Annotated in this window: 18 protein-coding genes, 1 pseudogene and 1 riboswitch; of the genes and pseudogenes, 9 read left to right on the top strand and 10 right to left on the bottom strand. The window is 66.5% G+C overall.

The genetic code is table 11. The annotated features are described in order from the left end of the window. Positions 1-40 precede the first annotated feature (40 nt). Positions 41-547, top strand: a complete 507-nt coding sequence (locus ACFQ9R_RS31950) for a nitroreductase/quinone reductase family protein (RefSeq protein ID WP_378996064.1) — start codon at positions 41-43, stop codon at positions 545-547. 10 nt (positions 548-557) lie between these two features. Here the strand turns inward: ACFQ9R_RS31950 and ACFQ9R_RS31945 are convergent, their stop codons facing one another. Then, positions 558-1055: a MarR family winged helix-turn-helix transcriptional regulator gene (locus tag ACFQ9R_RS31945; RefSeq protein ID WP_378996062.1), complete on the bottom strand. Its 498-nt coding sequence runs from the start codon at positions 1053-1055 to the stop codon at positions 558-560. Positions 1056-1149: 94 nt separating this feature from the next. Here ACFQ9R_RS31945 and ACFQ9R_RS31940 point away from each other — a divergent pair, with 94 nt between their 5' ends. Then, positions 1150-1572 carry a Rid family hydrolase gene (locus tag ACFQ9R_RS31940; RefSeq protein ID WP_378996060.1) on the top strand — a complete coding sequence of 141 codons (423 nt, stop codon included), beginning with the start codon at positions 1150-1152 and terminating at the stop codon, positions 1570-1572. A gap of 56 nt (positions 1573-1628) precedes the next feature. Here the strand turns inward: ACFQ9R_RS31940 and ACFQ9R_RS31935 are convergent, their stop codons facing one another. Further along, on the bottom strand, positions 1629-2726 hold the full coding sequence (locus tag ACFQ9R_RS31935; protein ID WP_062986140.1) for a flotillin family protein: 1098 nt from the start codon (positions 2724-2726) through the stop codon (positions 1629-1631). Positions 2727-2738: 12 nt separating this feature from the next. Next, positions 2739-2957, bottom strand: a complete 219-nt coding sequence (locus ACFQ9R_RS31930; RefSeq protein ID WP_056814983.1) for a hypothetical protein — start codon at positions 2955-2957, stop codon at positions 2739-2741. A 115-nt stretch (positions 2958-3072) separates the two neighbouring features. Between ACFQ9R_RS31930 and ACFQ9R_RS31925 the strand changes: the two genes are divergently transcribed. Further along, a complete protein-coding gene (locus tag ACFQ9R_RS31925; protein WP_378996057.1) occupies positions 3073-3705 on the top strand; it encodes a DJ-1/PfpI family protein in 633 nt (210 codons plus the stop codon). Then, complete coding sequence (locus ACFQ9R_RS31920; RefSeq protein WP_378633660.1) at positions 3702-4151, top strand: MarR family winged helix-turn-helix transcriptional regulator; 450 nt, start codon at positions 3702-3704, stop codon at positions 4149-4151. The genes ACFQ9R_RS31925 and ACFQ9R_RS31920 overlap by 4 nt, the downstream gene beginning before the upstream one ends. A gap of 66 nt (positions 4152-4217) precedes the next feature. Here the strand turns inward: ACFQ9R_RS31920 and ACFQ9R_RS31915 are convergent, their stop codons facing one another. The 4 genes from ACFQ9R_RS31915 to ACFQ9R_RS31900 all read right to left on the bottom strand — a co-directional run bounded on the left by ACFQ9R_RS31915 (position 4218) and on the right by ACFQ9R_RS31900 (position 7389). Continuing rightward, positions 4218-4766, bottom strand: a complete 549-nt coding sequence (locus tag ACFQ9R_RS31915) for a YceI family protein (RefSeq protein ID WP_378996055.1) — start codon at positions 4764-4766, stop codon at positions 4218-4220. 28 nt (positions 4767-4794) lie between these two features. After that, positions 4795-5409, bottom strand: coding sequence for an FMN reductase (locus ACFQ9R_RS31910; protein WP_378996053.1), 615 nt, complete (start codon positions 5407-5409; stop codon positions 4795-4797). 52 nt (positions 5410-5461) lie between these two features. Next, on the bottom strand, positions 5462-6553 hold the full coding sequence (locus tag ACFQ9R_RS31905) for an LLM class flavin-dependent oxidoreductase (protein WP_378996051.1): 1092 nt from the start codon (positions 6551-6553) through the stop codon (positions 5462-5464). Positions 6554-6630: 77 nt separating this feature from the next. Beyond that, positions 6631-7389, bottom strand: a complete 759-nt coding sequence (locus ACFQ9R_RS31900; RefSeq protein ID WP_378996145.1) for an HAD-IIA family hydrolase — start codon at positions 7387-7389, stop codon at positions 6631-6633. A gap of 159 nt (positions 7390-7548) precedes the next feature. Between ACFQ9R_RS31900 and fgd the strand changes: the two genes are divergently transcribed. The 4 genes and pseudogenes from fgd to ACFQ9R_RS31880 all read left to right on the top strand — a co-directional run bounded on the left by fgd (position 7549) and on the right by ACFQ9R_RS31880 (position 9738). After that, the gene (gene fgd, locus ACFQ9R_RS31895) at positions 7549-8559 is read left to right on the top strand and encodes a glucose-6-phosphate dehydrogenase (coenzyme-F420) (protein ID WP_378996048.1); all 1011 of its coding nucleotides are present in this window, start codon (positions 7549-7551) and stop codon (positions 8557-8559) included. A gap of 100 nt (positions 8560-8659) precedes the next feature. After that, positions 8660-9004: a hypothetical protein gene (locus tag ACFQ9R_RS31890; RefSeq protein ID WP_378996046.1), complete on the top strand. Its 345-nt coding sequence runs from the start codon at positions 8660-8662 to the stop codon at positions 9002-9004. 87 nt (positions 9005-9091) lie between these two features. Further along, a pseudogene (locus ACFQ9R_RS31885) lies at positions 9092-9241 on the top strand (type II toxin-antitoxin system Phd/YefM family antitoxin); the annotation flags it as partial. Between the two features lie 98 nt (positions 9242-9339). After that, positions 9340-9738: a PIN domain-containing protein gene (locus ACFQ9R_RS31880; RefSeq protein WP_378633645.1), complete on the top strand. Its 399-nt coding sequence runs from the start codon at positions 9340-9342 to the stop codon at positions 9736-9738. A 75-nt stretch (positions 9739-9813) separates the two neighbouring features. Here the strand turns inward: ACFQ9R_RS31880 and ACFQ9R_RS31875 are convergent, their stop codons facing one another. From ACFQ9R_RS31875 to ACFQ9R_RS31865, 3 genes are all read right to left on the bottom strand, one after another. Continuing rightward, complete coding sequence (locus ACFQ9R_RS31875; RefSeq protein WP_378996044.1) at positions 9814-11022, bottom strand: O-succinylhomoserine sulfhydrylase; 1209 nt, start codon at positions 11020-11022, stop codon at positions 9814-9816. Positions 11023-11032: 10 nt separating this feature from the next. Then, complete coding sequence (locus ACFQ9R_RS31870) at positions 11033-11449, bottom strand: rhodanese-like domain-containing protein (RefSeq protein ID WP_056815009.1); 417 nt, start codon at positions 11447-11449, stop codon at positions 11033-11035. Between the two features lie 17 nt (positions 11450-11466). Continuing rightward, positions 11467-11586, bottom strand: a riboswitch (SAM riboswitch). Positions 11587-11631: 45 nt separating this feature from the next. After that, positions 11632-12090 carry a hypothetical protein gene (locus ACFQ9R_RS31865; protein ID WP_378996041.1) on the bottom strand — a complete coding sequence of 153 codons (459 nt, stop codon included), beginning with the start codon at positions 12088-12090 and terminating at the stop codon, positions 11632-11634. 190 nt (positions 12091-12280) lie between these two features. On the opposite strand from ACFQ9R_RS31865, the gene ACFQ9R_RS31860 reads away from it, so the two are divergent. Next, positions 12281-12435, top strand: a 155-nt coding sequence (locus tag ACFQ9R_RS31860; protein WP_378996142.1) for an FAD/NAD(P)-binding protein, incomplete at its 3' end; no start/stop codon positions are given.

Here is a 12435-nt window from a genome sequence, read left to right as displayed (position 1 = left end):
GGTTCGGTGGGGTCCGATCGGTCGCGTTATAGTCCGGCCCATGACATCGCAGTTCCCGGATCGCCAGTGGGGCTCCCGCGCCAATCCGCTGTCCCGCGCCGCCAACCGATTCGCCGCGACCAAGCCGGGTTCCTGGCTGATCCGCACCATCACCCCGCTCGACCGCGCCCTGCTCGAGCGCACCGACGCCAAGTACACCGTGCTCGGCCCGATCGGCGCCCCGGTGATCCTGCTCACGACCACCGGCCGCAAGTCCGGCGTCGCGCGCACCCAGCCGCTGCTCTACGTCCACGACGGCGACACTCTGTACGTGGTCGGTTCCAACTTCGGCCAGGCCCACCACCCGGCCTGGACCGGCAACCTGCTCGCCGATCCGACAGCCACCGTCGCCATCGCCGGCGAACGCATCCCGGTGACCGCCACCCCGGTCACCGACGCGGACAAGGACGCGATCTTCGCCCGCTTCATCGACATCACCGGCGCCTACGCCGCCTACCGCGACCGCACCACCCGCGACCTGCGCATGTTCGCCCTGCGCCGGGCGTAACCGCTGGTTTTCAGGCCAGATCGGCGGGGCGCACGCGCAGCTTGGCGGCGATCCGGGCCAGCGCTCGTCCATCGGCGGCGCTCACCTGATCGAGGAAGCGCTCGCGGACCGCGCGCACATGCGTCGGCGCCGCCGCCACGACCGTCGCGTACCCGGAGTCGGTGAGCGAAGCGACCGTGTACCGACCGTCGTCGGGGTCGGGCGCTCGGGTTACCCAGCCCCGCTGCTCGAATCGCTTGACGACGTTCGAGAGCCGCGACAGCGATCCGTTCGCCAGGAAGGCCAGCTCGCTCATCCTGATCCGGTGCTCGGGAGCCTCGGACAGATGGCTCAGCACGAGATACTCGAAGAGCGTCAGCCCCGCTTCTGCCTGCAGCGGCGCCTCCAAACGGCCCGGCAGCAGCAGGATCAGTGAGACCAGGCCGGTCCAGGCTTCCTTCTCCTCCGCGTTCAGCCACGCCGGCGCCTCGGCGTCCGCGCCGTCGGATCCTGGGGTCACCGCAGTCATCGGGTAATCATAGCGAGGCCAATTGAGTTCACACGTGAAGTCATTCCGTGCTAGTTTGACTTCATAGTTGAAGTCAAATGAAAGGTTTGTCGCGATGAGCACCGCCACCTTCGCCAGCACCCCGGGATACGGCCGGACCCTCTTCGACCTGCTTCACTACCGACAGGCGGTCCGCGTCGGCGACCGCGTCGACATCTCGGGCCAGGGTGGCTGGGACGACGACATCACCTTCCCCGAATCCCTCGAGGAAGAAATCGTCCAGGCCTTCGAGAACGTGGAGCGCACGCTCGCGACGGTCGGGGCGACCTGGACCGATGTCATAGCCGTGGACAGCTTCCACATCCCGGCGGTCGAGGACACGATCGGCGACGCGCACAACCGCGTCATGGTCGAGCAGTTCCGCAAGCGCATGGGCGAGCGCGCGCCGATCTGGACCCAAATCGGCGTCGCCGCCCTCGGCGCTCCCGGCATGCGCGTCGAGATCCGGGTGACCGCACTCGTGAACCAACAGGACTGACCTGGTATCCGGTCAGCCCTGCCGGTTCGAGTGCTCGGGCCATGCCGCGGCGGCGATCAGACCTTGTCGACCTCGCCGTTCGACAGGGCCTTCTGCAGGGAGTTGAAGACCGTCAGACCCTGGCCGACCATGCCGTTGAGCAGCTCGCCGACGCCGTCGGGGCCGTTGAGGACGGTGAGGTTGGCGCCCGCCAGGCCGTGCGAGGCCTGCTTGACGATTTCCGGGAGTTGCTCGATGAGCATCTGGTCCAGCGCGATGCGGTTGTTGGACGCCGCCGCCTCGGCCTGAATACGGGTGCGGTCGGCCTCGGCCACCGCGAGGATGCGGACTCGTTCCGCCTCCGCCTCAGCGGGTTTCACCACTTCCGCCTGGAGTTGCTGTTCGCGCAGTTCGGCGTTCTTGCGGGCTTGCTCGGCCTGGGCGTGCAGCACGGCCTGCCTGGCGATGGCGTCGGCGAGCGGGCCCGCCTGTGCCGCTTCGGCGTTGGCCTTGTCGATGTCGCGCTGATACTCGGCCTTGAGGATCGAGGTTTCGCGTTCGTATTCGGCGCGACGGCGCAACGACTCCTGCTCGGCTTCGGCGGAGCGCTGCGCGGCCTGGGCCTGAGCGATCTGGGCATCGCGCTGGACGGCCGCATTGTGCGGTGCCGCAAGGGCATTGATGTAGCCGAGGTTGCCGTCGTCGATGGACTGGATCTGGAACGAGTCGACCCACAGGCCGATATTGCTCATCTCCACCTTGGAGGCGATGAGCACCTCGTCGGCCAGCTTCTGACGTTCGCGGATGATCTCCTCGACGGTCATCGAGCCCACGATCGAGCGCAGATGGCCGGAGAAGATCCGCCCTGTCAGCACCGACATCTCCTGCTCCTGTTCGGACAGGAAGCGTTGTGCCGCATTGACGATCGACTGGGTGTCGTTGGCGACCTTGAACGCGATCACCGCACGCACATCGAGCTGGATGGCCTGCTTGGTGACACAGCGCTCGCGGATCTCGGACTCGAACATGGCCAGTGACAGGTATCGGACCTTGCGGAACAGCGGCACCACCCAGGTGCCGCGCCCGATGACCACCTTGAACGGGGTGTCGTCCTTGGTCTTGGCGCCACTGACCAGCATGGCTTCGTCGGGATCGGGAACGTGATAGCCCAGCATCGCGGGCCCCTTTCATTCAGAGGGAAGCGGAATCCAGGTGACCACGTCGACCAGGCGACCCGGGTGGACCGCGACGATCAACACGGTGGTCCAGGCGGCGATCGGTTCGTCGGCTCGGGCGAGATAGAGCTCGGTGCCCCCGCGAATCGAGATCAGTACCTCACCCAGTGCGCCCGCCTCCCGAATCGGTGACGTGATGGTACCCGTCATGCCGTGCACGGAGTCGGTCATCGCGGGTGAACCTCCCTGTCTCGCACCGGATGCCGTCAGCGTACGGAGGGTCGGCTATAAGCCGGTAGCAAAATTCTTATTGACAGCATCCTGTCAAATATGACAGGATGCTGTCATGCCGAAGAAAACAGTTCACGTAGCCGTCTACGACACCCTCGCCGACTGGGAAGTGGGGGCCGCGACGGCGCACATCGCCAACGGCAACTGGCACCGGGAGCCCGGAACGTTCGAGGTCGCGACGGTCGGCCTCACCACCGAACCGATCACCACCATGGGGCGTCTGCGCGTGACGCCCGACCTCGCCGTCGCCGATCTCGACCCGGCCGACAGCGCGATGCTGATCCTGCCCGGCGCGGATCTGTGGCTGGGCGAGGACCTGATCACGTTCGCGCACAAGGCGAAAGAGTTCGCCGACGCCGGGGTGCCGGTGGCCGCGATCTGCGGCGCGACCTTCGGACTGGCCACGGCGGGCCTGCTCGATGATCGCGCACACACCAGCAATGCGGCGGAATTCCTTGTCTACAGCGGATATTCGGGTGCGCAGCACTACGTCGAGGCCCCCGCGGTCACCGACCGTGACGTGATCACCGCGGACGGCATGTCGCCGTTCGAATTCGCCAGAGAGATCTTCGCGCGGCTCGACCTGTACGAACCGCGGGTACTCGATGCCTGGTACAAGCTGTATGCGCGCAAGGACCCGGCCGGGTACGCCACGCTCGCCGAATACGAAGGGAGCCACGCGGCTTGAACTCCGAACAGGACCTGCTCGACGGCGCCGCCCTCACCGTCTTCCGGCTCAACGGTCAATTCCTGACCATCGGCGACGGCTTGTCCGCGCCTGCCGGAATCTCGGTGGCCTGGTGGCAGGTGATGGCCGCCGTGCAGGACCAGCCGCAGCCGGTGGCCGGGATCGCCCGCGCGATGGGCATCACCCGGCAGAGCGTGCAGCGAATCGCGGACCTGCTGGTCGGCAAAGGCATGTGTGAGTACCGGCCCAACCCCGCGCACAAGCGGGCCAAGCTGGTCGCGATGACCGAGGAGGGCACGGCCGCCATCCGTCGCATCGATCCGCAGCACGCGGCCATGGCGCACCGGCTGGCCGAGGCGCTCGGTCCGGCCGAGTTCGCCGCGACGGTCGCGACCCTCACCCGTCTCGCGGCGACACTCGACACGATCATCGCCGACGAGGACTAGCCACGGCGCACAGCGGCCGACGCCCCCATCACCGCACAGGTGATGGGGGCGTCACGTCGGTCCGGGTCAGCCCTGGAGGACGGCCTCGATCTCGAGGGTGAGAGTGATCTTGTCGCCGATCACGGCGCCGCCGTCGGGCAGCGGCATGTCGATGTCGAGGCCGAAGTCGCGGCGCGAGACCACAGTCTTGGCTTCGAAGCCGGCGACCTGGCCGTTACCCATGCCCGGGCTCACGCCGACGAACTCGACCTCGAGGGTGACCGGCTTGGTGTTGCCGCGCACGGTGAACTCGCCGTCGACGACGAAATCGCTGCCCTCGCCGCGGAACCCGGTGGACTTGAAGGTCATCAGCGGGAATTCCTCGGCGTGGAAGAAGTCGGCGGTGCGCAGGTGGCCGTCGCGCTGAGCGTTGTCGGTGGTGAGGGAGTCGACGCGGATCTCGGCGTGCGCGGTGGCGGTGCCGTCCTCGGCGATCACGAGGGCGCCGTCGAAGTCGGTGAAGCGGCCACGGACCTTGCTCACCATGAGGTGGCGTACGGAGAAGCCGACGGTGGAGTGGGTGGGGTCGATGGCCCAGGTGCCCGCGGTGAGTCCCTTGGCGATGGCGGTGGTCATGAGTGTGCTCCTTGGGGGTTGGTGTGCATCAGTGATTTGCTGCGAGAAGGTCTTCGAACGGGGTCGTATCGGTGTAGGGATCGGTGGGCCGAGTGGCGGACTTGCCGAGCAGCAGCGCGCCGAATTCGGCTGCGGCGCGGTCGATTCGATTGTTGAGCGCCTTGTCGCCGCCGTTCGCGCCCCAGTCGGTCGACGCCGCGTAGACCGCGGTGGGGACGACGATCGAGCGCAGGTACGCGAACAGCGGGCGCACCGCGTGCTCCAGCGCCAGGGAATGACGCTCGGTGCCGCCGGTCGCGCCGGTCAGCACCGGCATCCCGACGAGCGAATCCGGTTCCAGCACATCGAAGAACGTCTTGAACAGGCCGCTGTAGGAGGCGCTGAAGATCGGCGTCACAGCGATCAGGCCATCGGCGGTGACGACCTTGTCGATCGCTGCGCGCAGTGCGGGGGCCGGGAAGCCGGTGAGCAGGTTGTCGGCCAGATCGCGCGCGTGATCGCGCAGGTCGACGAAGTCCACTTCGACCTCGGCGCCTGTCGCGCGCAGCTCGCGAGCTGCCGCGGCGGCCAGTCGATCGGCCAGCAAACGTGTCGACGAAGGCTGTGAAAGCCCTGCCGACACCACGGCGATACGGGTTGTCATGCGATCACCTCCGTGGTGTGCGGGCCGCCGAGTGCGCGACGCGGCGTGGATGTCACGCGCCGACCTCCGCCGTGGTCTTGGCGGCGAGCAGCGAGTCGTGTGTCGGCGCGTCCGGGACGTGGGCCGGGCGTCGAGCCGCGAACTCCTTGCGCAACACCGGGATCACCTCCTCGCCGAGCAGGTCCAGCTGCTCGAGCACCGTCTTCAACGGGAGTCCGGCGTGGTCGACCAGGAACAGCTGGCGCTGATAGTCGCCGAAGTGCTCACGGAAGGTGAGGGTCTTCTCGATGACCTGCTCCGGGCTGCCCACGGTGAGCGGGGTCTGCTCGGTGAAATCCTCCAGCGACGGGCCGTGTCCGTAGACGGGCGCGTTGTCGAAGTAGGGCCGAAATTCACGGACCGCGTCCTGAGAGTTCTTGCGCAGGAACACTTGTCCGCCGAGCCCGACGATCGCCTGGTCGGCGCTGCCGTGGCCGTAGTGCTCGTAGCGCCTGCGGTACAGGTCGATCAGCCGCTTGAAATGGTCGGTGGGCCAGAAGATGTGGTTGGCGAAGAAGCCGTCACCGTAGTACGCGGCCTGTTCGGCGATCTCCGGGCTCCGGATCGACCCGTGCCAGACGAACGGCGGCACGTCGTCGAGCGGACGCGGGGTCGAGGTGAACGACTGTAGCGGCGTACGGAACTTGCCTTCCCAGTTCACGACGTCCTCACGCCACAGCCGGTGCAGCAGCGCGTAGTTCTCGATGGCCAGGGGGATGCCGTCGCGGATGTCCTTGCCGAACCACGGATAGACCGGGCCGGTGTTGCCGCGGCCGAGCATCAGGTCGACGCGGCCGTCGGCCAGGTGCTGCAGCATCGCGAAGTCCTCGGCGATCTTGACCGGGTCGTTCGTGGTGATGAGCGTGGTCGAGGTGGACAGCGTGATGTTGTCGGTGCGGCCGGCGATGTAGCCGAGCATCGTCGTCGGTGACGACGGCACGAAGGGTCGATTGTGGTGCTCGCCCATCGCGAACACGTCGAGACCCACTTCCTCGGCCTTCTGCGCGATCGCGACCATCGCCTTGATCCGCTCGGCCTCGGTGGGGGTGCGGCCGGTGGTGGGGTCGGTGGTCACATCGCCGACGCTAAAGATTCCGAACTGCACGGGCCCTCCTTTGGTTGCCATGGCAACTATAACCACGGCAGGTGGGCACCTATTCCGACGAGACGCGGATCACATGACTACTCGGCGAACGGCCGGCGCGTTCGGCCGATCAAGTCGGCCACCGAGCCCACCACCATGGTCGGCCGGAACGGATAGGCCTCCACCGAGGACTTCGTCGAGATGCCGGAGGTCACCAGCACCGTGCGCAGACCCGCCTCCAAGCCGGCGATCACGTCGGTGTCCATCCGGTCGCCGATCATCACCGTCGATTGGGAATGCGCGCCGATCTGGCGCAGCGCCGAGCGCATCATCAGCGGATTGGGCTTGCCGACGTAGTACGGCTCCTTACCGGTGGCACGGGTGATCAGCGCGGCGACCGAACCGGTGGCGGGCAACACGCCGTCGCGCGAGGGTCCGGTGGCATCAGGATTGGTGGCGATGAACTTCGCGCCCCTGTCCACCAGCCGGATCGCGGTGGTGATCGCCTCGAAGGAGTACGTCCGGGTTTCGCCGAGGACCACGTAATCGGGGTCGCTGTCGGTGAGCACGTAGCCGATCTCGTGCAGCGCGGTGGTGAGACCGGATTCGCCGACCACGTAGGCGGTGCCGTTGGGGCGCTGGTCGTCGAGGAAGGTCGCCGTGGCCAGCGCCGAGGTCCAGATCGACTCCTCGGGGATGTCGAGACCGGTGTGGCGCAGGCGGGCCTGGAGGTCGCGTGGCGTGCGGATCGAGTTATTGGTCAACACCAGGAACGGGATCTCGTTGGCCCGCAGTTCGGCGAGGAACTCGTCGGCGCCGGGGATCAGTTGATCCTCGTGCACCAGCACGCCGTCCATGTCGGTGAGGTACGACAAGATCTGCTCATCCTTGGTGGCCACCAGTTAATTGTCCGCTAAAACTCGGCGTGGTGGGTGACGAAACGGCATGGGCGCGGATGACGGGCTGCGCGCTAGTGTCGTGTTGGCAGGGGTCAACGGACGACAGGAGTGGCTGGAATGGTTGAGCTCAAGCTCGGGTACAAGGCATCGGCAGAGCAGTTCGGGCCACGAGAGCTGGTCGAACTCGGCGTCGCCGCCGAGCAGCACGGTCTCGACAGCGCGACCGTGAGCGACCACTTCCAGCCGTGGCGCCACGACGGCGGCCACGCGCCGTTCTCACTGGCCTGGCTGGCGGCCGTCGGCGAGCGCACCGAACGCATCCAGCTCGGCACCTCGGTGCTCACCCCGACCTTCCGCTACAACCCGGCGGTGATCGCGCAGGCCTTCGCCACCCTGGGTTGCCTGTACCCGAACCGGGTGATGCTCGGCGTGGGCACCGGTGAGGCGCTCAACGAGATCGCCACCGGTTACAAGGGCGAATGGCCCGACTTCAAGGAGCGCTTCGCCCGCTTGCGCGAAGCGGTGAAGATGATGCGCGAGCTGTGGACCGGCGATCGCGTCGATTTCGACGGCGAGTACTACCACACCGTCGGCGCCTCCATCTACGACGTTCCCAAGGGCGGCATCCCCGTCTACATCGCCGCGGGCGGCCCGGTGGTCGCCAGGTACGCGGGTCGCGCGGGCGACGGCTTCATCTGCACCTCGGGCAAGGGCATGGACCTCTACACCGAGAAGCTGCTGCCCGCCGTCGCCGAGGGCGCCGAGAAGGTCGACCGCGATGTCGCCGAGATCGACAAGATGATCGAGATCAAGATCTCCTACGACACCGATCCCGAACTGGCACTTCAGAACACGCGATTCTGGGCCCCCCTCTCCCTCACCCCCGAACAGAAGCACGACATCACCGACCCCATCGAAATGGAGAAGGCCGCCGACGCCCTCCCGATCGAACAGGTCGCCAAGCGCTGGATCGTCGCCAGCGACCCCGACGAAGCCGTCGCCAAGATCAAGCCCTACCTCGACGCGGGCCTCAACCACCTGGTCTTCCACGCCCCCGGCCAAGACCAGCTCCGCTTCCTCGACCTCTTCAAGCGAGACCTGGCCCCCCGCCTGCGCGCGCTCGGCTGAGACCGGTCTGCTCAGATCCCTGGCCGGGCGCCCATTAACGGCGCCCGGTCAGATATCGATCCATGGTCACGAACACCGGAACGACACAAGGAAATGAACCATGGGATTGTGGATCGGTAGCCCCGCGCTGAACGCCACCGAGAAGGTCGTCTGGCAGAAACTCGCCAATCGAACACAAGGGAGCAGGGCCGTCGGCGGACGCCTCCACCTGACCGAAACCCGACTGCTCTTCGTACCCAATCACCTCGACGCGATCACCGGCGGCAAGCGCTGGGAAGCGCGCCTGACCCAGCTGCGCGCCGTCGGGCAGCAAAGCCCGGACGGCGGCCTGTTCAGCGGCGGCCTGCGCACTCGTCTGCGCGTCGACACCGACGCCGGAACCGAACTTTTCGTCATCGATCCGATCGACGAGGCGATCGCGATTCTGGACGCCGCAAGACAGTGAATCCGCACAGGGCATGGTCGAGGCCACCGAGAAGCTACCCCCGAAGGCTGTAGACAATAGTAGACAATTTTCGGCTAGACTGATTTCATGAAGTCGATCAGTGTCGGCGAACTCCGCCAGAATCCGTCCGCGATGGTCGCCGACGTCGAATCCGGCGAGGTCTACGAGTTGACGCGCCACAACCATCGGGTCGGCTACATCGTCCCCGCGGTCTCGTCGACCCAGATCATCCGGCGCGCGGTCGACGGCGGGGCACACACGAGTGCCATCGCCCGGCACGAACTCCGCAGCGCTGCGTCGATCGACGAGCTCCTCGAGTCCGAGAAGGGCGAGTGGTGAGGGCCTATTACCTCGACACCTCGGTGGCAATGCGGATCATGCTGGGGCATTCCATCGAAGCCGCACGGTGGTTCGATGAGACGACCGCGGACAAAGAGTGCCGGATCGTCTCTTCGCGACTGTTGCGCACCGAGATCACTCGCGTCCTTCGCCGGGAAGGCCTGCCCGTGCTCGACCGAGGTCAGATCATCGACCACATCGACATCATTCCGATCGATCACGCTGTGCTGAACGAAGCCGAAGCGATCATCTCGCACATCCGGACACTCGACGCCATTCATCTCGCCTCGGCACTGCGCAGCGGCTTGGACGATCTCACGGTGGTGACCCACGACAAGAACATGGCCACCGTCGCGGGCCACCTGGGGTTCGCGGTCTACGACCCGGTCCGGTAGGCGATCCACGAGTCCGACGTCGACCTGCCGAACGTGGATCGTTGCGACAGGCCGACTCGGGACCGTTCGGACGAACTAGCTCAGGGCGTTGTCGAGGTCACCGAGGAGATCTTCGAGGTCTTCCAGACCGACCGAGATGCGAACTACCCCGTCGGACAAGCCGATTGACGCACGCCCCTCCGGGCCCATGGCTCGGTGGGTGGTGGTGGCGGGGTGGGTGATCATGGTTTTGGCGTCGCCGAGGTTGTTGGAGATGTCGATGATGCGGAGGCGGTTGAGGACCTCGAAGGCTCGCTTCTTGCCGTCTTCGCCGTTGAGGGCGAAGGTGACTACGGTGCCGCCGCCGGTCATCTGCTCTTTGGCCAGTGCGTGTTGCGGATGTGATTCCAGGAAGGGGTATTTCACCCAGTCGACCGAATCCTTGGTCTCCAGGAACTCGGCTACCCGCAGGGCCGACTCGGTGGAGTGGCGCACGCGCAACGGCATGGTTTCCAGGCCCTTGAGCAAGGTCCAGGCGTTGAAGGGGCTCAGGGCAGGGCCGGTGTGGCGCATCAGGGTTTTGACGGGGCCGTCGATGTAGTCCTGGGCACCGAGGATGGCGCCGCCGAGGACGCGGCCCTGGCCGTCGATGTGTTTGGTGCCGGAGTAGACCACGACGTCGGCACCGAGGTCGAAACCGCGCTGGAGCAGGGGGGTGGCGAAGACGTTGTCCAGCACCACCTTCGCGCCCGCGGCGTGGGCGAGCTCGGTGACCTTGCGGACATCGACGAGGGTCTGCATCGGGTTGGCCGGGGTCTCGAAGAACACGGCCTGGGTGGGGACGGAGAGGGCCTGCTCCCACTGGTCGAGGTCGTCACCGTCGACGAACACGGTTTCGATGCCCCAGCGCGGCAGGATCTCGTTACAGACCACGAAACAGGACCCGAACAGGCTGCGGGCGGCGACGAGCCGGTCGCCCGCCTTCAGCAGGGCGCCGAGCGCGGTGAACACCGCCGACATGCCGGACGCGGTCGCGAAGGCCGCCTCGGCGCCGTCGAGCAGGCGGATGCGCTCCTCGAACATGGCCACGGTCGGGTTGCCGAAACGCGAGTAGACGAAGTGCTCGACGTCGCCGGTGAACGCGGCCTCGGCGGCTTCGGCGTTCTCGTAGACGAAACCGGAGGTCAGGTACAGCGCCTCGGAGGTCTCGTCGAAGCCGGAACGGCGCAGACCGCCGCGCACGCCGAGCGTGCCGGGACCGACGCCTTCGGGCAGTGGCTTGTCGAACGAACCACCGGTGATCATGCTTTTCTCCTTATGCCTGACGCCACGGCAGGCCGACAGCGCGCCAACCGGTGCTGCCGCGCTGGCCGAACGCGTCGGGACCACCTTCGAAACCGTCGAGCACGTTGTAGGACGGTGCCACGCCCGCCGCGGTCGCCAGGTTCGCCGCGTGCGCGGAACGCTGACCGGAGCGACATAGGAACACCACGGGTGCGTCGTCGGGGCGACCGGCGAGTGCCTTCTCGAGCTGCACGCCGAACTCGGGATTGCGGGTGCCGGTGCCGTCGACCCACTCGATGAAGTGGGCCGGGCGTTCGATGGAGCTGGTGTCGGGAATGCCGATGTGTGCCCACTCGCCTTCGGTGCGCACGTCGACCAGCACGGCGCCGGGATGCTCGGTGAGCAGCTCCCACGCCTTCTCAGGGGTGATGTCGCCGGCGTAAGTCATGTCGATCCTCCTGCGTGAATCCGCTCTTGCCGTGCCGGAAATCCCCGAACACACGGCCAGGTCGTCACCCGGAGCACCCCACCGCGGAGGAGGGTTGCCGACCAGCGAGCCGGGGCTTGACGCTGGCACTCATGACCTTGCGATCTGAGATTGCCTCGGCACCGGTCATCGTGTCAAACGATTCAGAAGGAACACACCAGCCACGCGCTGTCGACGCGGGTCAGTTTCCAGTTGCTCGCCGCCGGGTTGCCGTTGACCACGAGCGCCGCGTCGATCTTGGCGCGGTCGCCGTTGACGGTGGCGTTCTCGAAACCCTTGCCGTCGATCGTGACAGTGGATTTCGGGCCACCGAGCTGTTCGCCGAGGCCGGATTTCTCCTCGTCGAACCCGGGGCAGGCCACACCGGTCGGCGGACGGAGGTCGCTGCGCGAGCGCGCGTCGATATAGTTGGTGACGGCGGCCGCGAGACGGTCGGCCTCTGTGACATTTTTCTCAGCGGGTGAGAGCAGTCCACCCGCCACGATGCCGATGAGCACGATGATCGCGATCACCGCGGCCGCGACGAACGGGACGATGGAACGCTTGTCGGTCTGATCCACCACTACGGGCTGGTCATCCGAGCCTGTTTGCTCCTCGTTCATGCTGTAATCCTGACAGACCCGCGCGGGCAGCTACACCGCGCGCCGGGTGGCTGCAACGCCGCAGCTAGAATCGCCTTGATTGCGGTCGGCTGCCGACGTCGATGGCAGCTGCCAGTAAGCGGATGTCCGACTTAGCCTAAGCTAAGTTGACGCCGTCAAATCAGTTCTCGACCAAAGGGTGCGCGTAGAAATGACCGAACAGAGTGCAGCGACTCGCCCACTTCGCATTGCGATCGTGGGTGCGGGACCGGCCGGTATCTACGCCGCCGACGCGTTGATGAAGTCCGATGCCGACGTGAGCATCGACCTCTACGAGCGTATGCCCGCGCCCTTCGGCCTGATCCG

The sequence above is a fragment of the Nocardia sp. NPDC056541 genome, assembly GCF_042794235.1.
Lineage (GTDB): Bacteria > Actinomycetota > Actinomycetes > Mycobacteriales > Mycobacteriaceae > Nocardia.
This window is presented reverse-complemented; position numbering and strand designations above follow the sequence as displayed.

Bases quoted from the DNA above. Each gene is read 5' to 3' on its own strand.
- ACFQ9R_RS31940 (WP_378996060.1), top strand. From the start codon at position 1,150: ATGAGCACCGCCACCTTCGCCAGCACCCCGGGATACGGCCGGACCCTC.
- ACFQ9R_RS31915 (WP_378996055.1), bottom strand. From the start codon at position 4,766: ATGACCACCGCCATCGCCAAGGGACTCACCGCGGGCACCTGGGCCATC.
- ACFQ9R_RS31945 (WP_378996062.1), bottom strand. From the start codon at position 1,055: ATGACTGCGGTGACCCCAGGATCCGACGGCGCGGACGCCGAGGCGCCG.
- ACFQ9R_RS31890 (WP_378996046.1), top strand. From the start codon at position 8,660: ATGGGATTGTGGATCGGTAGCCCCGCGCTGAACGCCACCGAGAAGGTC.
- ACFQ9R_RS31950 (WP_378996064.1), top strand. From the start codon at position 41: ATGACATCGCAGTTCCCGGATCGCCAGTGGGGCTCCCGCGCCAATCCG.
- ACFQ9R_RS31925 (WP_378996057.1), top strand. From the start codon at position 3,073: ATGCCGAAGAAAACAGTTCACGTAGCCGTCTACGACACCCTCGCCGAC.
- ACFQ9R_RS31935 (WP_062986140.1), bottom strand. From the start codon at position 2,726: ATGCTGGGCTATCACGTTCCCGATCCCGACGAAGCCATGCTGGTCAGT.
- ACFQ9R_RS31870 (WP_056815009.1), bottom strand. From the start codon at position 11,449: ATGACTTACGCCGGCGACATCACCCCTGAGAAGGCGTGGGAGCTGCTC.
- ACFQ9R_RS31875 (WP_378996044.1), bottom strand. From the start codon at position 11,022: ATGATCACCGGTGGTTCGTTCGACAAGCCACTGCCCGAAGGCGTCGGT.
- ACFQ9R_RS31930 (WP_056814983.1), bottom strand. From the start codon at position 2,957: ATGACCGACTCCGTGCACGGCATGACGGGTACCATCACGTCACCGATT.
- ACFQ9R_RS31910 (WP_378996053.1), bottom strand. From the start codon at position 5,409: ATGACAACCCGTATCGCCGTGGTGTCGGCAGGGCTTTCACAGCCTTCG.
- fgd (WP_378996048.1), top strand. From the start codon at position 7,549: ATGGTTGAGCTCAAGCTCGGGTACAAGGCATCGGCAGAGCAGTTCGGG.
- ACFQ9R_RS31865 (WP_378996041.1), bottom strand. From the start codon at position 12,090: ATGAACGAGGAGCAAACAGGCTCGGATGACCAGCCCGTAGTGGTGGAT.
- ACFQ9R_RS31900 (WP_378996145.1), bottom strand. From the start codon at position 7,389: ATGGACGGCGTGCTGGTGCACGAGGATCAACTGATCCCCGGCGCCGAC.